This window comes from Neobacillus sp. C211 (assembly GCF_051842875.1).
Taxonomy (GTDB): domain Bacteria; phylum Bacillota; class Bacilli; order Bacillales; family Cytobacillaceae; genus Neobacillus.
Genome location: NZ_JBPXRO010000004.1, coordinates 146,971 through 171,854 on the forward strand (window position 1 = coordinate 146,971; position 24,884 = coordinate 171,854).

Genomic DNA, 24,884 nt, shown 5'->3' on the forward strand with positions numbered 1-24,884 from the left:
CTCAGATTGGGGAACGCGTCCTATTAATGACCAAAATTATTTATTTTATCTGAAATTCCTTGCAGAACAACTGTGTCTGGCGAAGCATAAAAATCAAGCGTAAAATGGTTTCATAGATCTTAATGTGGATCGGATCAGCTGAAGTTGAGGTGATAGAATGAATTTTGAACAAATGGAGTATATTGTCAATGTTGCAAATGAGATGTCAATTACAAAAGCAGCAGAAAAATTGTTTATTTCACCTTCAGGGATGAGTCAATCCATAACACAGCTAGAAAATGAGCTTGGAATAAAAATCTTTAACCGATCAAAACAAGGAGTTACTCCTACTTTTGAAGGTAAAATAGTTATTTCCAAAGCTATCGCTTTACTTAAGACCATTAAAGAACTGAACAAAGAAATTTATGCTTATAAAAATAGTAATCAAACTCATTTGAAAATTATTACAGCGCCCACCTTTTCTTATGTAATTCAAGAAACAATGGTTAAGTTTAATTCAAGAAATCCTGATATTACATTCGAATTTGTAGAGCAAAACCCTACAGATATTATTCAGAATTTCAACAAAGAAAACTATGACTTCGCTTTCATACATGCATCTATAAATGAATTAAAAAAAGAAAAAAATATTTGTTTTGAACATATTCATGAGGGTCACATATGTATAGCGGTTGGTAAAAATTCACCTTATTATTCATTTGATTATGTAACTCTTAGTGATTTAGAGAATTCAAAATTTGTTATATATAATTCATCGGATTATAAAAAGATATTAAAATTAATAAAACTGAATCCCCATCAAGTTTTAATTAGATCAAATAGCAGCGGCCTTCTTTTCGAGTTGATAAAAGAAAGTCAAGCCGTTTTATTTTTGCATGATTTTACTATTAACAATAGTCCAATGGTTAAAAATGGAGAAATAAAAATCATCCCTCTAAGGGAAGAAAATTATTTTCCAATTGATTTCTGGCTTATATATTTAGAAACAAAAGGTTTAACAAAGGTAGCGAAGGAATTTATTGATGACTTTTTTAAAAATCTAAAAAATAGTAAAAAAAGGCAGACTTCAAATTGAGCGATTTCATGACGGTGCTGTTCCCGGTACAAGTGAACGTAATTTGACATTGGAAGAGTATTTCGGTATTTTCCCTATTATTGAGGAAACTATGTTTCACCAAGGTGAAACACATGAAAATTAGGTGGAGCTTTTACTCCACCTAACCATAAAACTTTATGAATAAGATTTTTTAGTTAAATAGTAAAAAATGTTAGAAGTGATAAAAGAATAGATGTAATTACAATGGCAATAAGTGGACGTATTGCTTTGGTACGTAATTCTTTTAAGCTAATATTTAATCCTAAGCCGGTCATAGACATCGTTAAAAGAAATGAGGTGGAAACTGCAATATCTGACATAAGTTTTTTTGATACTACAATCTCCTTACCGATAATATAGCTCCCCACAAAACTCATAACAATAAAACCAATTAAAAACCATGGAAATTCGAATTTTGTCTCCCCCTTTATTTTTCCTTTCTTTTTCATCCAAAGCATAAGGATAAAGCAAACTGGAATTAATAGGAATACTCGTGCAAGTTTGGCAAGTAATGCTTGAGCAAGAGCATCCTGGCCTGCTGGGGCAGCAGCTAAAGCAACATGGCCGATCTCGTGTAGGCTGATTCCAACCCAATTTCCGTAGGTCAAAGGACCAAATGATAAAAAAGGAAATATTAACGTATAGATTATTGAAAACACTGTGCCGACTAATGCGATGATGCCGACTCCCATAGCTGTATCCTCATCTTTTGCTTTCATAATTGGCGATACGGCCGCGATGGCAGCCGCACCACAAATGCCTGTGCCGAGACTTAATAATAAAGAAAGATTTAAATCGGCCTTCAGCCATTTTGCAAGGGTCATAAGGACAACGATTGAAAAAATGATCGTTATTGACCCTCTTAGTAATAGTGGAAATCCCTGATGAAATATCACAATCATATTAAGCTTTAATCCATAAAGTATGATAGCCAATCTCAATAATTTTTTTGATGAAAACTGAATACCAGTACGTAATTTTTCTGGATATCCAAAAACCTGTCTATAAACCACAGCTAGTAAAATAGCACACGCAAGAGGTCCAATATGATTTAGACCTGGAAGCGCTGCCAAAATAAAACCTAACACGGCTATAATCAATGTAAAACCAATTCCAGAAATCAAAGAAACATCTAGCTTTTTTGCCGCTTTTTTTTGCTGATTCGGACTGGGAATTATTAATACTTTTTGTTCCAATGTTTTTCAACCCCTTATTTGGATTCTATATAATTTATCGTAACTAATAATTTACAATAAGGAAAATAAATGATTATTATAGTTATAATAAGTGAATACGATAGTAAGAAGGAGAACATATGGATCAACTATTATTTGTATTTATATCTGTAGCTGATAAAAGAAACTTTTCCAGAGCAGCGGAAGAGCTTCATATGACTCAGCCTGCAGTCAGCCAACAAATTCAACAATTGGAAAAATATGTAGGTGCAAAACTACTTCTTCGAACAAATAAAAGTGTGCAGCTAACTAAAGCAGGAGAAATAGTCTATGTGCATGCTAAAGAAATAACGGGTTTATATAAACGAATGTCGAAGTTAGTGAATGAATTAAATAACGAGCCAACAGGACCATTAAAAATTGGCGCCAGCTATACCTTTGGAGAGTATGTATTACCACATATACTTGCAAGAATGAAAAACCTATTTCCTAATATCATCCCTTCGGTACAGATTGGCAATACAAGGGATATTGCTAAAGCAATTACAAGTCATGAGATAGATGTAGGAATTGTTGAGGGAGAAATTTCTCAACGAAATATATATATAAAATCCGTTTCCACCGACCAGATGTATATCGTAGCAGGGGGTAAATATCCCATTTATTTCAATAAGGAAGTTACACGAAGACAGGTAGAACAAGAGAATTGGATTGTCCGTGAAGAAGGTTCGGGTACAAGAGAGGCAACAGAAACATTATTTCAAACTTTACAAATACGTCCTTCCAAGTTAATGGAGTTCGGCAGCACACAACTTATAAAAGAAGCAGTTGAAGCCGGCCTTGGCATTAGTTACTTATCTGAACTTACTGTAAAAAAAGAAAGAATGCTTGGTACCATTCAAGTATTAAATGTTAAAGGGACACCGATAAAAAGAAATTTTTCGGTTATAACAGAATCTGTGGAATTGCATACGAAATCTATGAACTTATTTATTGAGTTAATAGAAAAATATCTAAAGAATCAATTATCGCAATAGCTCTATTTTATAAATTAATCAAAAATATAAAAAAGACAAAGCTCTTTACTGGGGATTTGTCTTTTTATTTAGAAGTAGATGTAGAGATCATCGAAGTAGTCCTCCCGTTATCCTGAAGTCCCTTTTTAATATTAGTAATACTTACATACAATTTAAAATATTTAATTTTATTTAATTATTATTTATGAGTATACTTAGTGTAATAATATTTTTAATATTCACAATAGTAGGCATTCAAAGTCTCCTATGTGAGAAAAAGGGGGGGAATTCATTTAATGAATTATAACTTAAACGAAAATCTGAAGAGAAGTGCAAGTAATTTCCCGGAAAGTATCGCTTATATCTACAGGGATAAGAGTGTAACTTACAGGGAACTAAGTCAGCAGGTAAATCAATTCTCTGCAGGCTTGACTGCTCAAGGAATCGGCAAGGGAGATGGAGTGGCTCTTATATTAGGTAATAGCCCTGAATTTCTCATTGCGTATTACGGTATTTTACGGCTTGGTGCTTTTGTTGTTCCGATCAATCCTTTGTTTACCCGAGGGGAAATCAACTACATATTAGACAATAGTCAAGCCAAAGCGGTCATTGCTCATGTATCTGTAGAACCCAAATTGACAGTAGTAAAGAAGCAATTGGAAAATCTGAAGCTAGTGGTTTATACCGAAGCGGAGGATCAGGAATCGACTTGGGAGAATCTCATGGAAACAAGCACAAGCATTAATATTTATGGAAGCCCTTACATTGATGCGGAAACCCTTGCAGTCATTCTATACACATCAGGAACAACCGGGAAACCAAAGGGTGCAATGTTAACGCATCGGAACTTGGTTTCAAATGCGGACTCTATTTTAAAATTACTAGAACTCGATGATAAAGATCGTGTCGTAGCTGTTCTGCCAATGTTCCATGTATTCTGTATGACTGTTTGTCTGAATGCACCAATTGCTTGCGGGGCAACAGTCCTGATCCAGCCTAAATTCAGCCCTCATGACGTTGTCAGCACCATTCGAGAAAAAAAGGCAACCGTGTTTGCTGGAGTACCTACGATGTACAGTTTTATCTATCAATTACCTGAAGCAATTGCGGAGGATTGCCAATCTATTCGCATATGTATCTCTGGGGGTGCCTCGATTCCGGTCGAGCTGCTGTATAAATTTGAAAATAAGTTTAAAGTTTCTATCTTGGAAGGATATGGGCTTTCGGAAACCGCTCCTCTCGTCGCTATTAATCCTTTAAAAGGGACTCGCAAGCCAGGTTCCATCGGTTTGAATATTCCAGCTGTACAAAGCAAAGTTGTAGATGAGTTTGGACAAGAATTGCCGAGTGGAGAAGTCGGAGAATTAGTTGTCCAAGGGCCAAATGTAATGAAAGGCTATTTGGGGATGCCGGAAGCTACTACAGCTGCTTTTAAAGACGGGTGGTTTTACACTGGTGATCTCGCAACAATGGATGAAGAAGGATACTTCTACATCGTTGACCGCAAGAAGGACATGATTATTGTTGGAGGCTACAATGTTTATCCTCGTGAAGTGGAGGAAGTCCTGTATCAACATCCTGCCGTGATAGAGGCAGCCGTAATCGGAATTCCAGATGGGGAATACGGAGAAAGTGTTAAAGCTTTTGTCGTAGTTAACGATGAGCAGATCACCATGAATGACATTATCCATTTCTGTCAGGATAAGCTGGTAAAGTACAAGCTTCCTAAACGAGTAGAATTTTTTAAAGAGCTGCCTAAGAACTCAACAGGGAAGATTTTGCGTAGAGAGTTAAGAGAATTAACTGAAGTGAAGTAAGAAATGAACCAACATATAAAGGGGGATTAATTATGTCAACCATTTTAAAGGAAAAAGTTATAGGGCCAGTAGCATGGAAAGGCACTGACCTAGCTAAAGATGATTCATGGGTTTATTCTTTGTCTGAAAAAACGATTGCTTCACTTGAGAAAGCTTTAGTTCATGTTAAACAAAAGGGTTTAAAAGCACCTAATTTTGACAAGGAGGATTTCCCGATTTCAGATCTCTTAGATGAAATCGATTACTTTGTTGAAGAGCTGGAGAATGGGAGAGGGTTCCTATTAATTCGCGGATTACCAATTGAAAGGTATACAGATGAAGAAGCCAGCATTATTTACTGGGGTCTCGGCCTTCATATGGGAACTCCGGTATCGCAAAACGCTAATGGTGAACTTTTAGGGCACGTTAGGGATCAAGGTCTTAGCTTGGAAAATTCAAATGTACGCGGTTACCAAACGAAATTGCATCTTCCATTTCATGCGGATGGATCTGATGTTGTTGGACTATTAAGCCTGCGAAAAGGGAAATCTGGTGGCCACAGCAGTATCATCAGCTCGATGACTGTTTACAATGAAATTCTGGAGTGGTACCCAGAATATTTAGGAATTCTCTGCCGTCCATTCAACTTTGATCGTCGTGGAGAGGAAGCGCCAGGAGAATCTCCAGTATTTACATCACCAATCTTTAGTTATTATGATGGAAAATTGAGCTGCCGATATGTCCGTTTATTTATCGAATCAGCACAAGCGAAAACAGGTATCCAGCTGTCGAAAGTTGAAATTGAAGCATTAGACTTACTGGATTCCCTCCTTCATGATGAGAATTTACACTATAACATGATGATGGAGCCAGGGGATATGCAGTTCGTCAATAACTATACGGTTCTTCACTCACGTACTCAATATGAAGACTATGAAGAACTGGATCGAAAACGTCATTTATTAAGATTGTGGCTCACGATGCCAAATGGTCGGGAAATTCCCCCGGATTTCGCGATGTTTATTGATGAGAATACGGGAAAACCGGGTCGCGGCGGTGTACCTCCTCGTAATAAAACAGCTGGCGGTATTGTTGAAACCTTAAAGTAATTGTGCATCAGAAGCTTCGTTAAAACTAGTGGGAACACCCATTCTCATTTCAGGAAAAGGTGTTCCTTATATAGGGAAATGTGGGGAGATTTAAATGACAAGCACTCCAAAATATTCTTGGATTATCTTATTATTTCTAGTTTTTAGCGGGATGATCAATCAAGTGGATAAAATAATTATTGGTTTGGTTTCTGTTCCTTTAATGAAAGAGTTACATTTAAGTCCCTCGCAATGGGGAGTTGTAGGAAGTTCGTTCTTTTGGTTTTTTACCTTCGCCTCTATCTTACTTGGCGGCATGGCCGATTCCAAAAACACGAAAAAAATGTTAACATGGGTATCGCTTGTATGGTTGATTGTACAATTTGCCACGCCCTTCGTTTCCAGTTTGTCTCTGCTTTTGTTAACAAGAATGATTTTGGGAGCAGGTGAAGGTCCAGCCCCAGCTCTTTCTACGGCAATCATGGGAAAGTGGTTCCCGAAACATAGACACGGAATAGGCTTTGGTGCTGTTCTCTTAGGAACGACAGGGGGATCGGCGATTGCTTCTCCATTATTAATCTCTTTAATCGATAATTATGGATGGAGATCTGCATTTATTGCCATGGGTATACTGGGACTGATTGTTCTGGTTTTATGGATGATTTTCGGTAAAGAAAGTCCAAAAGAAATCGGGCTGACTGCCATTCATCAAAAGGAGCAACAGTCGTCTAGCCTTTCTAAGGTTTCATGGCGTCAGTTTCTTCCGCATCTTTTATCTAAAAATTTTATTTTGACCGTTTTGTGCGGTGGGTGTGCTTATTGGTTATTGTCCGTTCAAGCGGTATGGTTTCCAGCCTACTTTACCAAAGTTCAACATTTTAATGGTCAAACATTAAAACTAGCCGTGTCTTTACCTTTTCTTTTTGCAGCTTTTTGCCAATTTGGATTTGCTTTGCTATCAGATCGGCTTTATCGTAAAACAGGAGATATTCGTAAAGCACGAATTAATCTTGCTGGTTTCATGATGATGTTATCCGCTTTATGTATATATTTGGCAAATACCGTGAACTCAACGTCTTTGTCCATAATATTCTTTACCCTTGCACCTGGTTTTGCTTATGTCATTCTATCACTAGCCCCTGCCATATTGATGGAGTTTTTTTCTCCTCAAAACATTGGAAAGGCACAAGGGACGTTCATTGCTCTTGCAAGTATTGCAAGTATTATTGCTCCACTTGCTTTTGGCAATCTTATTCAAAATGCAGCGTCTGAAGCTATCGGATACGGATATGCATTTCAAGCCTCTTCTATAGGGATGCTCATTATCGGATTATTGTTTTGGATCGGTGTACGTCCCGCTAAGGAAAGCCTTACAATGATAGAAGCAGAGGAGCAAGTGAGTATTTAAGAGATATAAAGGTAAATCGGAAGATTCTTAGCGAAATTATATTAATCTAAATTAATTATAAGTTGTGAATGATAGTTTCATATTATTAATAATAATAATAATAAGTGTGCCATAAATAATAAATTCGAAATAGTCGGTCGATTGCGGCGATATAACAAAATAAAGGAGGAATATTAATGTCAGTCATTTTAAAGGAAAAAATTCAAGGGCGTTCAGCGTGGAAAGGTATCGAACTAGCAAAAGATGATTCATGGATTTATTATTTGTCAGAGATAACCCTTGCAGCTCTTGACAAGGCTGTATTACATGTTCAACAAAAAGGGTTAAAGGCACCCAATTTTAACAAGGAGGATTTCCCGATTCCTGACCTTGCTGAAGAAATTGCTTATTTTGTTGACGAGCTGGAGAATGGAAGAGGATTTCTATTGATTCGTGGATTACCAATGGATCAATATACTGACGATGAAGCTAGTATCATTTACTGGGGTCTTGGACTTCACTTGGGCCTACCCATCATCCAAAGCAAAAATGGTGACCTCTTAGGGCATATCAAAAACATAGGTAAAGACTTTAATGATAATACAAAAGTACGTGGTTACCAAACAAATGTGCATCTTGACTATCACACAGATCTTGCTGATGTAGTCGGATTACTATGTCTTCAGAAAGCGAAATCTGGCGGTTTAAGCAGTATAGCTAGTGCGATGTCTATCTATAACGAAATTCTGGAGAAGCACCCAGAGTACCTTGAATTTCTCTATCGTCCATTCGCTCATGATCTTCGTGGGGAAGAAGCACCAGGTCAAACTCCAGTTGTTCCATCACCGATCTTTAGCTATTACGATGGTAAATTAAGCTGTAGATATATGCGTCAATATGTCGAATCAGCACAAACGAAAACAGGTATCTCTTTGTCAAATGAGGAAATCGAAGCGTTTGATTTTATAGATTCCCTTACTCATAATAAAAACTTTCATATTGATATGATGATGGAACCGGGTGATATCCAATTCGTTAATAATTATACCGTTTTTCATTCACGTACACTATTTGAAGATTATGAAGAAGATGACCGCAAACGTCATTTATTAAGATTGTGGCTCATGATGCCAAATGGCCGAAAAATTGCTCCAGGTTTCGAGTTTTATATAGGAGGAGCACCTGTAATTAGATAAAAACCGGTGGTAGCACTAATCACCAATATTTCTTATATCAAGTTGTATGGTGATTTTATTCAACGAAAATGATGAATAAAATCACCATTTTATGTTTTTATTTTGAAGTTAATCTAAGAGTGTCGTGACAGGAATAATGGTTTCGCATATAGACTGGATAATTTAAGAATAACCTGAAGTGAGGATGATGTTTTATGGTAAATTTAGATCCGCAAGCAGAAAAATATTTACAAGCATTTAATCAACTGCCACCTATTCATACGATGGATCATAAGTCAGTAAGAGAGATGCTTTCAAAAGCGCCGCGTCCTGCTGTAAAATTAGAACCGCTTTCAAGAGTTGAGGATTTCATGATACCTGTAAGCGGGGATGAAACAATCAAATGCAGGGTATATATACCGGAAGGGCAAGGTCCTTTCCCTCTATTTGTTTACTACCATGGTGGAGGCTGGGTTCTAGGAGACATTGAATCAACGGATACAAGCTGCCGTATGATAGCGAATCGAACGGAAAGTATTGTTGTATCCGTAAACTATCGTCTTTCTCCAGAGTATAAGTTTCCGACGCCAGTAGAAGACGCCTATTCCGCATTGCAATGGGTTTATGAAAAAGGGACTTCATTTAACGGAGAAGTTTCTCGATTAGTAGTTGGAGGGGATAGCGTAGGTGGAAATCTAGCGACTGTAGTTACGATGATGGCGAGAGACAAAAAAGGTCCAAACATCACTGCACAGGTCTTAATCTATCCTGCGACAAATCTTGAGTTCAATACGGAATCCCATCGAACCTTTGCAAAAGGATTTGGACTTGATCGTGAACAGTTGATTTGGTTCCGTGATCATTATTTAAGGAATAATGAGGACAGGTGTAATGAGTATGCTTCCCCCTTGGTCGCTCAAGATCTAAGTAGTCTCCCGCCAGCAATTGTATTCACAGCGGAAAATGATGTGCTTCGGGATGAAGGAATGGCCTATGCTGAACGTCTGAAAAAATTTGGTGTTCAAGTTGAATATGAATGTGAATCCGGTATGGTCCACGGATTTTTTGCAAACATGGCCATTTTCTCAAAGAACATAGATTCGGTTGTTACTAGGATCGACAAGTTCTTGAGTTCCGTTAAATATAAAATAAAGATAGATTGAAAGAAAATGTTCTTATATGAAAAAATTATAAAAGAGGGATTATATTATAGCTGTGATTTTCAAGTGCATGTTAGTTATATTAAAACCTACATTTGATTACTTTAGAAAACCAATCTAAAGTAATCAGTCTTTGGAAAAAACAGGAGTTTCTCTGTCTATTATCTAATTTTATAAAGTGACAGATATATATAGGATATGATATGCGTTTCTACATAATATCAAATAATAAAAAGAAGAGGTTCTAGAATAATGAATAAGGCAGAATTAGTAAATGCTGTCGCAACACAATCAAAACTAACAAAGAAAGATGCCACAAAAAACTACCATATCTTCCGGACGAAGAAACTCTAACATTCGGTCCAAATCCGGTCGGTTCCGTTATGTTCCAGTTATTTTTTCAAAGAAAATACGATCACATCCAAATTCTTCAAGTTGTTTCTTTTGACGATCTAAATTTTGGTCAAATGTAGAAACACGCATATAGCCAAACTTCAAATTAATCCTCTCCTCTACCAAATATTGTACCAAAAATGATTCAAGAGGAAATATTGTTACAAAATTTTTTGTTACATATTTTTGTTACAGACATTATGGAAGTTTATTAGGTTGTGACTTTGAGAGATAAATTGCACACTTTTTAAACGCTAAAAGAAGGATTTTTGTAATTAAAACAGAATAATTATAGTTACCTCCAGAATTTGTAAGTAAGTTATTTGTCATTAGGTATCAATTAAAAAATACAAGATCATGAAAAAAAGGAGGAAATTTAAAATGACGTATCCGGCATTAAAAATGTACGACTACCATACATGGGCAAATGGAGTTATAATTAATCGTTTAAAAGAACTTCCGCAAGACGTTTATCATAAGGAAATTCAAACAGGTTTTTCTTCAATATCAAAGGTGTTGTCTCACATTTATGCCACCGATTACACATGGTTTGACATTATTTCAGGTAAAGACATGAAAGAAGCATTGGCGTATGCAGATCAATTAATAGAGCAGGTAGAAACAAAAAGTATTGAAGAAATGAAAAAGATCTTTTTAGACTTATCTGAACGTTACAAAGAACTTCTGAACAGCAAAGAAAATATTGAAAAGGTGATAGTGGTTGATAACCCCTATGCTGGATTACTTGAAACTTCTGTTTCTGAAACGGTGCTACATGTTGTCACTCACGGATCTTATCATCGTGGCAATATAGCTACCATGTTACGGCAAATGGGACACACCTCTGTGATGCAAGATTATGGACTTTACCTATTCATGCCCCAAACTTCATGATTACTCGTCTGGGGGTCTTGTATATTTTTATGAAAATTCTTCAATTAAAAGAGTGCTAATGTAGGGACAACTAATTAAGGAGGCGACCATCATGGTCATGACATTGGAGCAATTTCGCGAAATTTTGGATGAGAATCGTCGTTTAACCATTCGAACAATTGAGGCTTTTCCTGAAGACAAGTTATTCACTTTTGCACCGGTTGAACCGCTGCGGCCATTCTCAAAAATGATTTTAGAGATACTAGATATTGAACGCGGATATATACGCGGTATCGCTCTCGGTGAATGGGAATATAGCCAACCTTTTGCTGGTGTTTCAACCAAAGCGGAGCTTTTAGACGGTTGTCATGAAACAAAGGAGGATGTCCAAAAATGGTGGCGAAAAATCACCGAGGAACGGTTGCACACCGTAGAAAAAGATCCCTTTTTTGGTGGCGAAATGAGTCATTTCGAACGTCTACATTATGCGTTGGAAAATGAAATCCACCATCGGGGCCAAGGTTTTATTTACTTACGGTTACTTGGGATTGAACCGCCAGCGTTTTGGGAGCGACAATAAAAAGGGACAACATTTTCATTTAACCCGGATTCGTTCCGGTACCGGGGTAGTACCAGCGAAGCTGTGACTAGGCCAATTAAGTTACATTCTAAAGCCTAATTTCTCACTTACAACACAGAGAAATTAGGTTTTTTAATAATGAAAATTCCTTAACGTTATAAATACGCATTTTCCTGACGCTTACATTGAATACTGTAAAGTCACCTATTATGATGAGTTAAGATAACTGACACTACCCGCAAAGTAGATGGAATTAAATTAGAAATTTATTGATTACTTCGTTATTCATATGTAGATTTTATCTAACTCTTGGCTGCACCTTAATGTTACATTGCTATTAATACCTGTACTATTTTTTCACTAGGATTTGGCAAAGAGATTTATTCAAACGTTACAGGTTAATTTAGGGAATATAGACAGCGATGGCATAAGCTAATCGCTGTTTTTTCTTGGGGGAAAATTTTTCGAAATGGAGCATAAGGCCATGAGGCAGGTGTTTCAAATTGTGGAGGAAGGCTGGGGGCGCTGACAAGAGCGCCATTTCATGTCTTTAAGGGGAATCGAAATTCACCTAGGAAAATCATTTGACTCAAATTATTTTTCTAGTAAATCATTTTTAACCGACCCCATATATTCTATATCATATCGATATGAGTTATTTTCCAATGTTCATGCTTAATCAGGTGCTCCAAGCTTTCTTTGTCTTTATTCTTAAAGTAATCAATAATTTGTTTATGCTGTTCATTCATTTGTTCTAATGATGTAAAGAGTTTTTCTTCGTCTTTACTTAAATAAATCTGCCTGACAAAACTATTCTGTAAAGAATCAAGAAGATCAATTAATGTAGGGTTGTAACACTTATCAATGTATACTTTATGGAATTGGTTTTGGTATTTTTGATAATCTGTATAATTTTTCTGAGAAATGGAAAGGTCGATTTTCCTAACCAACTCTTCCATTAGTTCCATGTCATCTTCGGTCAAATTCTCCAGAGCTAAAGTGGCTGCAAAGGCATCTAGTACACCAACAACACTAAAAACATCGAGCTTTTTCTTGGTATCAATTTCCTTAACAATAAATCCTCTTCGAGGAAAGGACTCTAGTAAATTTTCAGAAGCTAGTTGAATTAAGGCTTCCCTCACAGGGGTTCTGCTTACTTCTAATTTCTCGCTTAGTGCTATTTCATTTATCTTTTGATTGGGAAGCAATGTTCCATTCTGAATTTCTGTGGCTATATAATCATATACATGATCTTTTAGTGATCGGTACCTCTTTTTGATAGTTATTCCCCCCTAAGTTAAAAAAAGTAGAAATTCTCGCTTTTTATATTAGCATGAGCATCCAAATTCTTCAATATGGTCCCAAAGTAACTCATTATCCTTTTAAATCTATTGTCTCTAAGTCTAATATGTTATGAATCGATGCATATTAGATTCCTATTTTAGGAAAATTAAAAGAATAGGGAAGAAGCGGAGCTGTGGTTTTTTAAGACCAGCCAATACAAATATATCTTAATTATTAAAACTAGACAGTTAGATTTTAAAATATATTTTTAAAGTTTTACATTGAAAATGGAAAAGGTCCATTATATAATCTTCATACAGATATTTTCAGATAATTCAGCGTATTATACATTATACATTATACAATATATTGTATAATTTAAAGCGTCTTAGTAAGAAGGTGTCCAAAAAACGCACTAATTAAAAATGAGAAGTACAAACAATTTAGCGTAAAGGGGGATTTTTTTTTAATGAAATTTAGTTGGGATACAAAAGGACATTTTCAAAATTATAAAAATGAGAGGGTTGTAGAAACATGAGTGAAAGAAACTTTAAAGATATACAAGACGGTACAAAAGCTGTATGGGCAGGAGAAAAAGAATCTCTTGCTTACAATGCAACCCAAGTTCCTGTGGTGCTTAGTGTAGCCTACAATTACGATGACGTGGATGAGTGGCAAGAGGTTGCTATCGGAAATAAACCTGGATATATTTACAATCGAATGACAAATCCAACTGTGCAAGCTTTTGAAGAAAAAGTACGAATTCTTGAGGGAGCGGAGGAAGCGATTGGTTTCTCATCAGGAATGGCCGCTATTAGCAGCACCTTATATACATTTTTAAGGCCTGGAGACCGGGTAATATCCGTAAAAGACACCTATGGGGGAACTAATAAAATCTTTACCGAATTCTTACCGAATATCAATGTAGATGTAACGTTATGCAACACTGGAAATCATGAAGAAATTGAAGCTGAAGTGGCCAAAGGATGTAAGGTTTTATATTTGGAGTCTCCAACCAACCCTACCATGAAAATTACGGATATTGAGAGAATGGTGAGAGCTGGAAAATCGGTGGGGGCATTGGTGATAATAGACAATACTTTTGCAACTCCTATTAATCAAAATCCAATTCAATTAGGAGTTGATATCGTCATCCATAGTGCCACTAAATTTTTAAGCGGACATGCCGATGCTTTAGGGGGTGTGGTGTGCGGCTCTAAAGAACTGATGAAAAGAGTTTATCACTATCGGGAAATTAATGGAGCAACCATGGATCCGTGGTCAGCTTATCTTATTTTAAGAGGGATGAAAACGTTAAAACTGCGTGTTCGACAGCAAGAAAAGAGTGCAATGGCGATTGCAAAGTATCTGCAAAAGAAAAAGCTTGTGGAAGCAGTTTATTACCCTGGATTAGAAACACACCCACATCACCAAATTGCAAAGAAACAGATGAAGGGTTTCGGCGGAATATTAAGTTTTGTATTGAAAGATGAAATGGAGGCGATCAAAATTTTATTGCCAAAATTACAATATGCAAACAAAGCTGGAAATCTTGGAGCTGTTGAAACGATATACGGACCGGCAAGAACGACTAGCCATGTCGAATGTACTCTTGAAGAACGGAAAGCTCTTGGTATTCCGGAAGGTTTGGTTCGTATCTCCGTAGGGATTGAAGATACAGAAGATCTTATTTCGGATTTAGATCAAGCTTTTTCCCATTTAGAATCGCAATTGCCTGTTAATAGCAGCAAGTGAAAATATAACAATGGAAGAGGTATTGAGTATGACACATAAAATTGCGTTGCTTGGTTTTGGTGTAGTTGGTCAAGGATTTGCAGAAATTTTAGAAGAAAAAGGTGAATTGTTACTCAGCGAACTTGCCTTTGATGCAAAAATTGTTGCCATTTCCGATTTTCTTAAGGGATCTCTTTATCATCCAGAAGGCTTAGATATTGCAAAAGCATTACAAGCTGTAAAGGAAACAGGGAAACTTGATCGTTACCCGGAAAGCCCTGGTTTGGTAAGAGGATGGGATAGTTTTCAGACAATCCGTGAAAGTAATGCGGACACCATTGTAGAAATTACTTTCACAGATGTCAAAACCGGCCAACCTGCTATCGATCATTGTAAGGCAGCATTTGAAAGCAGAAAGAATGTAGTAATGAGTAATAAAGGCCCAGTTTCTTTAGCTTACCAAGAGCTAGTTGAGTTAGCCAGAAAGAATCATGTTCGATGGGGATTTGAAGGAACCGTTATGAGCGGAACACCTGCAATGAGAATGCCCCTCGTTGCATTGGCAGGAAATAATATTTCTGAAATACGTGGGATTTTAAATGGAACGACCAATTATATTTTAACCAAAATGGAAGAAGGCTTGAGTTATGAGGCAGCATTGGCTGAGGCACAAACTATTGGCTATGCTGAGGCAGATCCTACAAGTGATGTCGAGGGGTATGATGCACAATATAAAGCTACTATTCTTGCTAATATTGTCATGAACGTTCCGATGAAACGAGAAGAAGTAGAATGTGAAGGAATTAGTCATCTTACACAACAAGATATCCAATGGGCAAAATCTGAGGGGAAAAAGTGGAAACTTATTGCTAAATGTATAAAAGATGGTGATAAAGTCATCGCAAAGGTAGGTCCCGAAGCGATACCGATTACAGATCCTTTATCTGGAGTCTCAGGTGCACAAAATGCGATTACATATGATTGCGATTTAGCCGGTCCTATCACGCTTATTGGTGCCGGAGCTGGCCGAAAGGAAACCGGATTCTCTATTCTTATTGATTTAATTAACATTAGCCGCGGTCAATTGTAATCTTTTGCACTATTAAATTACAAAATAAAAAATTAGTCATATGAGGTGGTTACATAATGACATTTATAGAGACACAGACAAAAGAAAATAAGATGTTTCTAGCTGGAAAGTGGGTATCCCGCTCCAAAAGCATTAAAGTCTTCGACCCCCAAGATAATCGTTTAATCGCAACTGTCCCTGCCGTATTAGTGCTGAAGAGGCAAGGAGAATGAATTGAGAAACGATTTTATTTGACCAAATGCCGGGAAGTGAAGATCGCATGGGATATTATTATCGTTTTCCTATTGGAATCATTGTGGCGATCACGCCTTTTAACGATCCATTAAACCTTGTTGCACATAAAGTGGGGCCAGCTATTGCTGCTGGAAATGCGATTATCGTTAAACCAGCACCAGCTACACCATTAAGCGCTCTTTTATTGGCAGAAGCATTTGAAAAAGCAGGTTTGCCTCCTAAAGTTTTATCCGTCATTACCGGTTATCCAAGTGATATGGGAGAAAGCCTGATTACCCATCCAGCGATACGAATGATATCTTTTACAGGGGGACTTTCCACTGGCCAAGTGATTATGCAAAAGGCGGGCATGAAAAAGATCAGTATGGAATTAGGATCGAACTCACCGGTTATCGTTCTGGAAGACGCTGATTTAGAAGAAGCCGTTGAATCAACTGTTTCCGGAGCCTTTTGTGCCGCAGGTCAAAATTGCCTCGGAGTGCAAAGAGTATATGTTCAAGAAGGGATTTATCAGGACTTTGTCGGAAGGTTCCTTACTCGTACTCTAAAGTATCGAGTGGGTAATAAATTTTCAGAGGAAACCGATATGGGGCCAATGATATCAGAAAAGGAAGCAAAGCGGGTGGAGAGTTGGGTTAATGAAGCCGTTGAAAGCGGTGCAAAATTGCTTTGTGGCGGCAAACAAAGGGATCTTTTTATTACCCAACTGTTTTAGAGAATGTACCAGCTGATTGCAAGCTGGCAACGGAAGAAGTCTTCGGACCAGTTGTTACCCTTTATAGTGTTCCTGATCTTGATATAGCTATTTTTCAATCTAACAATGTGTCTTTCGGCTTACAAGCAGGTATTTTCACTCAAAATTTAGATTATGCTTTGGGGGCTGTACGTAAGCTGGATGTAGGCGGGGTTATCGTAAATGACAGCTCCGATTATCGAATAGATGCGATGCCTTTTGGGGGGGGGGGAAAGGTTCTGGTATAGGTCGTGAAGGAATTAAATTTGCACTTTAAGAAATGACCGAACCAAAAGTTGTTTGTTTTAAGGTTGCCGTTAAAAGATAATAAGAAAATTTAGTGGTATAATGCTAGTTTAATAGGAATTGACCTAATAGGTTGGCCACGTGGTTACCTATACCAAAGGAGGAAACTGGATGCTACAGGCAAATAATTCTGATCAAAATCAGTTAAAGCGTACAATGAAAAGCAGACATTTGTTCATGATTTCGCTAGGAGGGGTAATTGGAACGGGCCTTTTTCTAAGCACGGGCTATACCATTAATCAAGCTGGACCAGGAGGGACGATTCTCGCTTATTTAGTTGGGGCATTGATTATGTATCTTGTTATGCTGTGCCTTGGTGAATTAACTGTAGCCATGCCGGTAACCGGTTCATTTCAAACGTATGCTACAAAGTATGTCGGTCCTGCTACCGGATTTACCATTGGTGTAATGTACTGGCTTACCTGGGTGGTAACAGTAGGATCGGAATTTACCGCATCCGGTCTATTAATGAAGAGATGGTTCCCTGATACTTCCGTTTGGATATGGAGTGTCATCTTTGCGATTACCCTTTTTCTACTAAATGCCTTTTCAGTAAAATTTTTTGCGGAAGCAGAATTTTGGTTTGCCGGAATTAAAATAATTACCATTATTTTATTTATCATATTGGGGGGAGCTGCGATGTTTGGTTTCATACCAATGAAAGGCCATGCATCTGCCCCGATGCTCTCACATTTTACTGGTGAAGGAGGTCTTTTTCCTAATGGGCTGCTTCCAGTTTTAATGGCTATGATTTCCGTAAACTTTGCCTTTTCAGGAACAGAGCTCATTGGAATTACCGCGGGAGAGAGCGAAAATCCGGAAAAAGACATACCCCGATCCGTTAGAAATGTAATTTGGAGAACCGTTTTCTTCTTTATCGGTGCTATATTTGTATTATCTGGATTAATCTCTTGGAAAGAAGCGGGAGTCATTGAAAGTCCGTTCGTTATGGTCTTTGATAATATAGGAATTCCTTATGCAGCTGATATCATGAACTTCGTTATTCTTACAGCTTTATTATCCGTAGCAAATTCCGGTCTCTATGCATCTACTCGTATGTTATGGTCTCTTTCCAACGAAAAAACAATAAGCCCCCTCTTAGGAAAGGTAACCTCAAAAGGAGTGCCGCTTAATGCGTTAATTGTAAGTATGGCAGTAGCCTGTTTGTCGTTATTCTCTAGTGTAGTTGCACCAGATACGGTTTATTTAGTGCTTGTAGCTATTTCAGGATTTGCCGTGGTTATTGTGTGGATGGGAATTGTGTTATCGCAGTATATGTTTCGTAAGCGTTTTATTAAAGAGGGGGGGAATATTACACATTTGAAATTTCGTACACCGCTTTATCCCTTTGTGCCCATCACTGCTTTTGTTTTGTGTTTCGCTTCTTGTGTAGGACTTGCTTTCGATCAAAGCCAACGAATTGCTCTGTATAGCGGAGTACCCTTCATTGCTTTATGCTATTTTTACTACTATATTAAAAATCGTGGAAAGAAGAATCTATTAGATTCTCATGCTGAACTCGATCAGTATATAGAGAATATTAAGTAGAGTGGGTCTGGTGTAAGAGATCCATTAAACTGGAATATACTACTGATACTATCGGGAGAGGTGTAAAAAACTGTAAATAAAATAAAAAAACGTACAAAATCTGCGGTTGTCAGACTGTTAAGCTATTAATCCAATCCATTGCTGAATGAATTTCACCTGACTTTGGACAGGCTTTCCCACAGGAGAATCTGTCCTTTCTAACCAAATTCATCGCTTCGACTCTACCTAAAATCAGTTTAACTTAAGTAACGGCCAAGACATTTTTCCAACTTTGGTCTATATTGATGAACTCAGACACTGATGATATAAGAAATAGAAAGTCCTCGTCCTTTCATCATTTCTACGGGATCACAGAAAATTGACTGTAGCGGAGGTACTACAATGAATCCTATTGAAAACATATTACAGAAATTCCCGCTAGTTATACTTGACGGTGCAATGGCAACTGAGCTTGAGCGTCATGGCTGTGATTTGAACGACAGCCTTTGGTCGGCAACCATACTTATGGAAAATCCGGAACTTATCAAACAGGTACATACGGATTATTTTACAGCGGGAGCTGACTGTGCTATCACCGCCAGTTACCAGGCAACTGTCGAAGGATTTGCCCGACGCGGTTTAAGTGAGGCTGAAGCGCTATTTCTCATAAAGAAATCCGTCCAGATAGCCTTAAAAGCACGCGATGAATTCTGGGGAAAATCCGAGAACCGGTCAAACCGGTCGAAGCCTTTAGTAGCCGGTTCAGTAGGGCCATATGGCGCATTCCTTGCTGACGGATCTGAATATCGAGGAGACTATACGATGACCGAAGATAAACTTATGAGTTTCCATAGGCCCCGTATGAAAGCCCTGATTGATGCCGGTGCCGATATCCTGGCCTGTGAAACTATTCCATGTCTGATGGAGGCCAGAGCAATCGTCAGGTTATTAGAAGAGTTTCCCAGAACCTATGCATGGATCAGCTTCAGTGCAAAAGACGGACTGCATATTAGTGATGGAACCCCGGTTGCTGAATGTGCAGAATGGCTGGATAAACATGATCAAGTGGCTGCCGTCGGAATAAACTGCACGCGGCCCCAGTACATTTCTTCGCTAATAAAAAAAGTGCACAGTCACACAGTCAAACCCATCATCGTATATCCAAATTTAGGCGAGCAGTACGATGCAGTCACCAAAACATGGCATGGGGCATCATCCGAAGAAACTTACAGCGACAGTACCCATCACTGGTATGAATGCGGTGCCCGATTGATTGGTGGCTGCTGCAGGACAAAACCGGAGGACATAACGACCATTGCTGCATGGGCGAGGTAAGAATAAAAAAGCAAGGATTTTGGTGTTAGAGTATTTTCTACATCCCTAACCTTTTCGCTAGTATCTGGTCATGGTGCAACAAAAATGTTGGTTCTGGTCAAAAAACTTCAAGATAAGTAAAGAGTCAGTGATGTAATAATAACGCACGTTGATTCAGAAGGAAATACGATTGATTTTTATTTAAGTAAAGCAAGAAATCATAAGGCTGCAAAGCGTTTCTTTAAGAAAGCTTTGCGGTCTTTTCATATTTTAAAGCTCCGCTTTATAACAGTAGACAAGAACCTCGTTGTCCTATATCGATTGAAGTGTTGGGGAAAGAGAAAAAGATGCCTATAGACATCCAAATAAGGCAAGTAAAATATCTTATAAAAATGTGGAGAAAGATCATCGTTTTATTAAAAAGAGAGTTTGTTCGATGGTAGGATTGAAATTTTTTCGAACAGCCTCTTGGGATTATAAGTGGCAGCGAAGTTTTGTATATAAAAGACCAAGGGTGGAAAATCAATGATGTTGAGTATATTAGACAATAATAGGAGGATAAAAAGGGAGGAAGGCAATCTAAAGTCGTATTCACGATTACATATTAACTTTCCGACAAATGTTTCAATCGTATTTACACAATGACCACAAGACATTCCGATTACTAAACTCCAATAATTAAATGATTTACCTTTATTTTAACAAAAAAACTCCCCGAAGGGCGTTTCTTCTAAAAAATGTAAGTGTTTTACAGTGTCCTCTGTAAGGGGAGAATTTTTTACTTTTCTTACTGTTTACCTGTTCGAAAAAGTACACTTTTACGAACGGTTTGTTTTTGCTCAAAAAGGGCCGTTTTTTACGTTCGTTTAAGTTTGAAAATCATTTGCGAACGTTTGGGATTTAACAAAAAGTGAAGAACTTATTCGTCAATTAAAAGAAAACGACAATGTTCATTTAGGCTCTGAACTGTTTTACCATGAAGGGTAAAACATTTAAGAACCATGAACTTATATCAAGTATAAGCTTGAGCTACTTTTTTCATTTTACTTCCTCCTCAAGGTTGAGTTAGGCAAACCAAACAAAAAAACTTCCTTATTAAGAAAGAATGCAAAATCTAAATTTTGTGGTGTCCTTTGCGGCGAGCCTCAGAATTTAGTGAGGCTCGTTTTTTAAATAGCGTAATTTTTTTAATAGAAAATTTTTGATAATCTACGAAACTGTAACAATATCAAGCCTTGGCTTTTAATAATAAACGGTATTTCCAATTCCACCGGTTACCGAAATGACATCTCCAGTTATCGAAGCGCCTAAAGGTGATGCTAGGAAGGTAACGACATAAGCAATTTCCTCAGGTGTAATCAAGCGGCCGAGGGCATTCATCGATGCTGCCTGGCGAATAGCTTCCTCATTAGTGACCCTGCCTCTAAACGTTTCCGTATCGACAATCCCTGGATAAACAGCATTGACAGTAATTCCGTGCTTTCCTAATTCTAATGAGGCGGATTTTGTCATATGGACAACAGATGCATTACGAGGACCTGAACTAAAATAATTGCCGCCAATTCTAGCTGCTAGACCACTTATATTGATAATACGTCCCCAATTATTATTGATCATATAAGGAGCAACAGCCCGGACACAACGAAAATAGCCCATATACTTTTCTTCAAAATCTTTCAAGATTAGTTCATCTTTAATGCTGTTAAAATCCTCCGGCTCATGGCCGCCAACACGGGCCCCACTGTTGATTAAAATATCAATGCTTCCCATTTCTGCTGCAGATTTTTCAACTAAATTTAGGATAGAGTCAGGATCATTGGTATCCGCCACAATTGGATAAATATTTCTGTTGGTTTCGTTGGCCAATTCTTCTGCTGCATTCTTTAGTGAAGATTCGTTTCTTGAACAAATCGTACAATCTACACCTTCTAAAGCCAACTGACGGGCAATAGCCTTGCCAATCCCCCGGCTTCCTCCAACGATAAGTGCTTTTTTTCCAGATAATTTTAAGTCCATAGTTCAACCTCCTGGTTCGAATTAACTTGTAATAGCCTCAGCTCGAAAGTGATTTATTAGAATATTTTAATCATTTCTATTTTGATTCTACCTATAAATTATACTTATATAAAATTAAAAATTTTAACTTGTAATTAAGTTTTATTAATATCATGTTATATGTTGTAAATTTTCCATGGATAAGGTTGTCGTATTTTTTCTTATTAGTAATATTTACTTGCAAATTAAAAATTTAAACTTTTTTAAACTGAAAATTATGAATATAATTAACATAATAACTATTATCACTATTATACCAGTCAGAAAGTTATTAAAAGCGCTTCCATCGAAATAAAGGGGGGGAACAAAGTTAAAGTTGCAATAGAAAACGAAGGAGGATTCTCGGTGCCGTCTATTTTAAAGGAAAAAATTCAAGGACCAGTAGCTTGGAAAGGTATTGATTTAGTTAAAGATGATTCATGGATTTATTATTTGTCAGAGAAAACTATTGAGATTCTTGAAAGCGCTTTATTATATGTAAAACAAAAAGGGTTAAAGGCACCTGATTTTAACAAGGACGACTTTCCAATTCCGGATCTTTCTGAAGAAATAGCCTACTTTATAGACGAGCTGGAAAATGGAAGAGGTTTCCTATTAATTCGTGGCTTACCAATTGAAAAGTATACAGATGAAGAAGCAAGCATCATTTACTGGGGTCTCGGAGTCCACCTTGGCATCCCGGTAACGCAAAACGCAAAAGGTGATATATTAGGACATGTTGTTGACCAAGGTCTCGACCTTAATGATTCAAATGTACGCGGTTACCAAACGAATGCCCATCTTCCCTTTCACCCAGATGGATCTGACGTAGTCGGATTATTAAGTCTTCGAAAAGCTAAATCTGGGGGTTACAGTAGTATCGTAAGTGCCATGGCGGTATACAATGAAATTCTGGATCAGTACCCAGAGTATCTTGGAATTCTCTATCTTCCATATTTCTTGGATCGTCGTGGTGAGGAAACACCAGGTGAATCTCCTGTTTATTCATCACCAGTCTTTAGTTATTACGAAGGTAAATTGAGCTGCAGATATAACCGCGGATATGTTGAATCGGCACAAGCGAAAACAGGTAGATATTTGTCGAAAGTTGAAATTGAAGCATATGACTTAATGGATTCCCTCCTACATGATGAAAACATGCATATTGATATGATGATGGAACCGGGTGATATGCAATTTGTTAATAATTATACTGTTCTTCATTCACGTACTGTATACGAAGACTATGAAGAACCCGAACGCAAACGTCATTTATTAAGATTGTGGCTCACGATGTCAAATGGGCGAGGAATTGCGCCCGACTTCGCGATGTTTATTGATGAGAAAACAGGTAAAGCGGGTCGCGGCGGTATTCCCGTACGTGAACAAACAGCTGGTGGTATTGCAGAAAAAATGAGGTAATGGATTTAATAAATATAAAGAGTTTAGGAGAGTTTAAACACGGAAGATTTACCTTTATAAACTATTAAGAACACCAATTGATTCATGTGAACGGGCGTGCCTTTATGGTTTCATCAAAAGGTTTTCCCAAAATAGTAGAAAATAAGGGGAGATTTTTAATTTGAAAACACCAAAATATTCTTGGATCATATTATTAATTCTAGTAGCTTCAGGTATGATCAACCAAGTTGATAAAGTTATCATTGGTTTGGTATCTGTTCCTCTAATGAAAGAGTTACATTTAAGTCCTTCACAATGGGGAATTGTCGGAAGTTCGTTCTTTTGGTTCTTTACCTTTTCCTCTTTCATTATAGGGGGGATGGCCGATTCAAGAAATACGAAAAAAATGTTTACTTGGATCTCGTTTGTATGGTTGGCTGTTCAATTTACCACACCTTTTGTTTCCAGTCTGTCTCTGCTAGTAATATCAAGGATGGTCTTAGGGGCAGGAGAAGGTCCTGCCGTTGCTATATCAACTTCATTAATAGGAAAATGGTTCCCTAAACATAGACATGGTATAGGCTTTGGCGCTGTTCTCTTTGGAGCAACAATCGGACCTGCGATTGCTTCGCCATTATTACTCTCATTGATCAATCAATATGGATGGAGATCTGCTTTTTTAGCAATGGGGATTGTTGGACTAATGGTGCTAGTTTTATGGTTGATTTTTGGAAAAGAAAGTCCAAAGGAAATCGGTTCGTATGCTTTTGAGCAAGAAGATAAGCACTCATCAATTTCTTCTAAGGTTTCATGGCGTCAGTTTCTTCCGCATCTTTTTTCTAAAAATTTTATTTTTACCGTTTTGTGTGCAGGTTGTGCCTATTGGTTATTGTCCGTTCAAGCGGTATGGTTTCCTGCATATTTTACCAAAATTCAACATTTTGATGGAAAAGTGTTAAAACTTGCAGTGTCTTTACCTTTTCTTTTCGCTGCCATTTGCCAAATTGTATTTGCCTTATTATCGGATCGGCTTTATCGCAAAACAGGAGATATTCGTAAAGCACGAATAAATGTTGCAGGGGTTACGATGGTGCTATCCGCTATTTGTTTATTCCTTGCAAATGCCTTTAGCTCAAGTGCTATTTCCATTCTATTCTTCATCCTTGCTCCGGGTTTAGCGATTGTAATTCTTTCACTCGCACCCGCAATGTTAATGGAATTCTTTTCTCCCAAAAACATTGGAAAGGCTCAAGGGGCCTATGTGGCTCTATCAAGTTCAACAAGCATTATAGCTCCACTCATATTCGGGTATCTTATCCAGTATGCAGGAACTGAGGCAATTGGATATGGTTATGGCTTCCAAGTAACTTCTTTGGTTATGTTCGTAATGGGAACATTGTTTTGGGCTATTGTTCGTCCCGCGAACCAAAGTCAAACAACGATAAAACCTGAGGAACAAGTTATTGTATAAAAATCATGAATAGGTGA

At 37.5% G+C, this 24,884-nt stretch carries 18 protein-coding genes and 3 pseudogenes; 17 read left to right on the top strand and 4 right to left on the bottom strand.

What is annotated here, in order from left to right; genetic code table 11:
• Nucleotides 1-157: 157 nt before the first annotated feature.
• A complete protein-coding gene (locus ACSU6B_RS05870; protein ID WP_410883530.1) occupies nucleotides 158-1,075 on the top strand; it encodes a LysR family transcriptional regulator in 918 nt (305 codons plus the stop codon).
• Between the two features lie 176 nt (nucleotides 1,076-1,251).
• Here ACSU6B_RS05870 and ACSU6B_RS05875 read toward each other — a convergent pair whose 3' ends face one another.
• The gene (locus ACSU6B_RS05875; RefSeq protein WP_410883742.1) at nucleotides 1,252-2,271 is read right to left on the bottom strand and encodes a YeiH family protein; all 1,020 of its coding nucleotides are present in this window, start codon (nucleotides 2,269-2,271) and stop codon (nucleotides 1,252-1,254) included.
• Between the two features lie 140 nt (nucleotides 2,272-2,411).
• Here ACSU6B_RS05875 and ACSU6B_RS05880 point away from each other — a divergent pair, with 140 nt between their 5' ends.
• The 6 genes from ACSU6B_RS05880 (at nucleotide 2,412) to ACSU6B_RS05905 (ending at nucleotide 9,896) form a co-directional block, all read left to right on the top strand.
• Complete coding sequence (locus ACSU6B_RS05880) at nucleotides 2,412-3,308, top strand: LysR family transcriptional regulator (protein ID WP_410883532.1); 897 nt, start codon at nucleotides 2,412-2,414, stop codon at nucleotides 3,306-3,308.
• A gap of 275 nt (nucleotides 3,309-3,583) precedes the next feature.
• Nucleotides 3,584-5,104 (top strand): long-chain-fatty-acid--CoA ligase, encoded by a 1,521-nt coding sequence (locus ACSU6B_RS05885; RefSeq protein ID WP_410883534.1) that lies wholly within the window; start codon nucleotides 3,584-3,586, stop codon nucleotides 5,102-5,104.
• A 32-nt stretch (nucleotides 5,105-5,136) separates the two neighbouring features.
• Nucleotides 5,137-6,192, top strand: a complete 1,056-nt coding sequence (locus ACSU6B_RS05890) for a TauD/TfdA family dioxygenase (protein WP_410883536.1) — start codon at nucleotides 5,137-5,139, stop codon at nucleotides 6,190-6,192.
• A gap of 94 nt (nucleotides 6,193-6,286) precedes the next feature.
• Nucleotides 6,287-7,579: an MFS transporter gene (locus tag ACSU6B_RS05895; RefSeq protein ID WP_410883538.1), complete on the top strand. Its 1,293-nt coding sequence runs from the start codon at nucleotides 6,287-6,289 to the stop codon at nucleotides 7,577-7,579.
• A gap of 176 nt (nucleotides 7,580-7,755) precedes the next feature.
• The gene (locus tag ACSU6B_RS05900; RefSeq protein ID WP_410883540.1) at nucleotides 7,756-8,754 is read left to right on the top strand and encodes a TauD/TfdA family dioxygenase; all 999 of its coding nucleotides are present in this window, start codon (nucleotides 7,756-7,758) and stop codon (nucleotides 8,752-8,754) included.
• 194 nt (nucleotides 8,755-8,948) lie between these two features.
• Nucleotides 8,949-9,896 (top strand): alpha/beta hydrolase, encoded by a 948-nt coding sequence (locus tag ACSU6B_RS05905; RefSeq protein WP_410883542.1) that lies wholly within the window; start codon nucleotides 8,949-8,951, stop codon nucleotides 9,894-9,896.
• A 318-nt stretch (nucleotides 9,897-10,214) separates the two neighbouring features.
• Here the strand turns inward: ACSU6B_RS05905 and ACSU6B_RS05910 are convergent.
• Nucleotides 10,215-10,391: pseudogene (locus ACSU6B_RS05910) on the bottom strand (recombinase family protein); the annotation flags it as partial.
• A 276-nt stretch (nucleotides 10,392-10,667) separates the two neighbouring features.
• Here ACSU6B_RS05910 and ACSU6B_RS05915 point away from each other — a divergent pair.
• Nucleotides 10,668-11,180 (top strand): DinB family protein, encoded by a 513-nt coding sequence (locus ACSU6B_RS05915; RefSeq protein WP_410883544.1) that lies wholly within the window; start codon nucleotides 10,668-10,670, stop codon nucleotides 11,178-11,180.
• Nucleotides 11,181-11,271: 91 nt separating this feature from the next.
• Nucleotides 11,272-11,739, top strand: a complete 468-nt coding sequence (locus ACSU6B_RS05920; protein WP_410883546.1) for a DinB family protein — start codon at nucleotides 11,272-11,274, stop codon at nucleotides 11,737-11,739.
• A 635-nt stretch (nucleotides 11,740-12,374) separates the two neighbouring features.
• Here ACSU6B_RS05920 and ACSU6B_RS05925 read toward each other — a convergent pair.
• Nucleotides 12,375-13,025 carry a GntR family transcriptional regulator gene (locus tag ACSU6B_RS05925; RefSeq protein ID WP_410883744.1) on the bottom strand — a complete coding sequence of 217 codons (651 nt, stop codon included), beginning with the start codon at nucleotides 13,023-13,025 and terminating at the stop codon, nucleotides 12,375-12,377.
• Between the two features lie 532 nt (nucleotides 13,026-13,557).
• Between ACSU6B_RS05925 and ACSU6B_RS05930 the strand changes: the two genes are divergently transcribed.
• The 6 genes and pseudogenes from ACSU6B_RS05930 to ACSU6B_RS05955 all read left to right on the top strand — a co-directional run.
• Nucleotides 13,558-14,778, top strand: coding sequence for a cystathionine gamma-synthase family protein (locus ACSU6B_RS05930; RefSeq protein ID WP_410883548.1), 1,221 nt, complete (start codon nucleotides 13,558-13,560; stop codon nucleotides 14,776-14,778).
• A 28-nt stretch (nucleotides 14,779-14,806) separates the two neighbouring features.
• Nucleotides 14,807-15,847, top strand: coding sequence for a homoserine dehydrogenase (locus ACSU6B_RS05935; RefSeq protein WP_410883550.1), 1,041 nt, complete (start codon nucleotides 14,807-14,809; stop codon nucleotides 15,845-15,847).
• 56 nt (nucleotides 15,848-15,903) lie between these two features.
• Nucleotides 15,904-17,091, top strand: a pseudogene (locus ACSU6B_RS05940) (aldehyde dehydrogenase family protein).
• A 140-nt stretch (nucleotides 17,092-17,231) separates the two neighbouring features.
• A complete protein-coding gene (locus ACSU6B_RS05945) occupies nucleotides 17,232-18,668 on the top strand; it encodes an amino acid permease (protein ID WP_410883552.1) in 1,437 nt (478 codons plus the stop codon).
• A gap of 381 nt (nucleotides 18,669-19,049) precedes the next feature.
• On the top strand, nucleotides 19,050-19,982 hold the full coding sequence (gene mmuM / locus ACSU6B_RS05950) for a homocysteine S-methyltransferase (protein ID WP_410883554.1): 933 nt from the start codon (nucleotides 19,050-19,052) through the stop codon (nucleotides 19,980-19,982).
• Between the two features lie 147 nt (nucleotides 19,983-20,129).
• Nucleotides 20,130-20,512, top strand: a pseudogene (locus ACSU6B_RS05955) (DDE-type integrase/transposase/recombinase); the annotation flags it as partial.
• Between the two features lie 691 nt (nucleotides 20,513-21,203).
• Here the strand turns inward: ACSU6B_RS05955 and ACSU6B_RS05960 are convergent.
• The gene (locus ACSU6B_RS05960) at nucleotides 21,204-21,977 is read right to left on the bottom strand and encodes an SDR family NAD(P)-dependent oxidoreductase (RefSeq protein ID WP_410883556.1); all 774 of its coding nucleotides are present in this window, start codon (nucleotides 21,975-21,977) and stop codon (nucleotides 21,204-21,206) included.
• Between the two features lie 384 nt (nucleotides 21,978-22,361).
• Here ACSU6B_RS05960 and ACSU6B_RS05965 point away from each other — a divergent pair, with 384 nt between their 5' ends.
• A complete protein-coding gene (locus ACSU6B_RS05965) occupies nucleotides 22,362-23,417 on the top strand; it encodes a TauD/TfdA family dioxygenase (RefSeq protein WP_410883558.1) in 1,056 nt (351 codons plus the stop codon).
• 160 nt (nucleotides 23,418-23,577) lie between these two features.
• Nucleotides 23,578-24,867, top strand: a complete 1,290-nt coding sequence (locus ACSU6B_RS05970) for an MFS transporter (protein ID WP_410883560.1) — start codon at nucleotides 23,578-23,580, stop codon at nucleotides 24,865-24,867.
• Nucleotides 24,868-24,884 lie beyond the last annotated feature (17 nt).

What these genes read in the sequence shown, in the direction of transcription:
- ACSU6B_RS05870 (WP_410883530.1), top strand. Translation starts at nt 158, where the DNA reads ATGAATTTTGAACAAATGGAGTATATTGTCAATGTTGCAAATGAGATG.
- ACSU6B_RS05880 (WP_410883532.1), top strand. Translation starts at nt 2,412, where the DNA reads ATGGATCAACTATTATTTGTATTTATATCTGTAGCTGATAAAAGAAAC.
- ACSU6B_RS05885 (WP_410883534.1), top strand. Translation starts at nt 3,584, where the DNA reads ATGAATTATAACTTAAACGAAAATCTGAAGAGAAGTGCAAGTAATTTC.
- ACSU6B_RS05890 (WP_410883536.1), top strand. Translation starts at nt 5,137, where the DNA reads ATGTCAACCATTTTAAAGGAAAAAGTTATAGGGCCAGTAGCATGGAAA.
- ACSU6B_RS05895 (WP_410883538.1), top strand. Translation starts at nt 6,287, where the DNA reads ATGACAAGCACTCCAAAATATTCTTGGATTATCTTATTATTTCTAGTT.
- ACSU6B_RS05900 (WP_410883540.1), top strand. Translation starts at nt 7,756, where the DNA reads ATGTCAGTCATTTTAAAGGAAAAAATTCAAGGGCGTTCAGCGTGGAAA.
- ACSU6B_RS05905 (WP_410883542.1), top strand. Translation starts at nt 8,949, where the DNA reads ATGGTAAATTTAGATCCGCAAGCAGAAAAATATTTACAAGCATTTAAT.
- ACSU6B_RS05915 (WP_410883544.1), top strand. Translation starts at nt 10,668, where the DNA reads ATGACGTATCCGGCATTAAAAATGTACGACTACCATACATGGGCAAAT.
- ACSU6B_RS05920 (WP_410883546.1), top strand. Translation starts at nt 11,272, where the DNA reads ATGGTCATGACATTGGAGCAATTTCGCGAAATTTTGGATGAGAATCGT.
- ACSU6B_RS05930 (WP_410883548.1), top strand. Translation starts at nt 13,558, where the DNA reads ATGAGTGAAAGAAACTTTAAAGATATACAAGACGGTACAAAAGCTGTA.
- ACSU6B_RS05935 (WP_410883550.1), top strand. Translation starts at nt 14,807, where the DNA reads ATGACACATAAAATTGCGTTGCTTGGTTTTGGTGTAGTTGGTCAAGGA.
- ACSU6B_RS05945 (WP_410883552.1), top strand. Translation starts at nt 17,232, where the DNA reads ATGCTACAGGCAAATAATTCTGATCAAAATCAGTTAAAGCGTACAATG.
- mmuM (WP_410883554.1), top strand. Translation starts at nt 19,050, where the DNA reads ATGAATCCTATTGAAAACATATTACAGAAATTCCCGCTAGTTATACTT.
- ACSU6B_RS05960 (WP_410883556.1), bottom strand. Translation starts at nt 21,977, where the DNA reads ATGGACTTAAAATTATCTGGAAAAAAAGCACTTATCGTTGGAGGAAGC.